Annotated in this window: 1 protein-coding gene; it reads left to right on the top strand. The window is 63.1% G+C overall.

The genetic code is table 11. From position 1 onward, the window contains the following. A partial coding sequence (locus GVL52_RS28235; protein ID WP_244619326.1) for an ATP-binding protein occupies window positions 1–594 on the top strand: 594 nt, incomplete at both ends.

Below are 594 nucleotides of genomic sequence, written 5' to 3'. Positions count from 1 at the left end.
GAAGAGGCGTGGCCGGTCACCATCGATCCCACCCAGTTCGAACTCGCGTTCCTGAACCTGGTGATCAACGCCAAGGATGCGATGCCGGGCGGGGGAAGCATCTCCGTCACGGTCACCAATGAAAGTGCCGTCCAGCCCGCGGCGCACCTGCCACCTGGAGATTACCTCCGCGTGCGGTTCGTCGATTCAGGCGTAGGCATGACTGCCGAGGTGGCGTCGAGAGCGCTGGACCCGTTCTTCACGACCAAGGAAGTGGGGAAAGGCTCGGGTCTGGGGCTGCCCCAGGCGTTCGGCTTTGCCCGTCAAGCTGGCGGCATCCTCTTGCTGGACAGCGAAGTGGGACGGGGTACCTGTGTGGATATCTACCTGCCCAGAGCGCTGGAGGCTGCTGTGGAACCGGCAGCACTGCCCAGCCCACCATTGGAGATGGACCGCAAAGAGAGCGCGACGCTGCTTTTCGTGGAAGACGATCCTTTGGTCAGGGAGAGCGTGGCACCGGCGCTCGAACACGCGGGGTACTTCGTCATCATGGCAGACAACGCGGATGCCGCGCTGGCCTGCATCGACGCCGGGACGAAGATCGATATCGTTTTC

It is taken from the genome of Rhizobium sp. 18055 (assembly GCF_902706285.1).
Taxonomy (GTDB): Bacteria; Pseudomonadota; Alphaproteobacteria; order Rhizobiales; family Rhizobiaceae; genus Rhizobium.
This window is presented reverse-complemented; position numbering and strand designations above follow the sequence as displayed.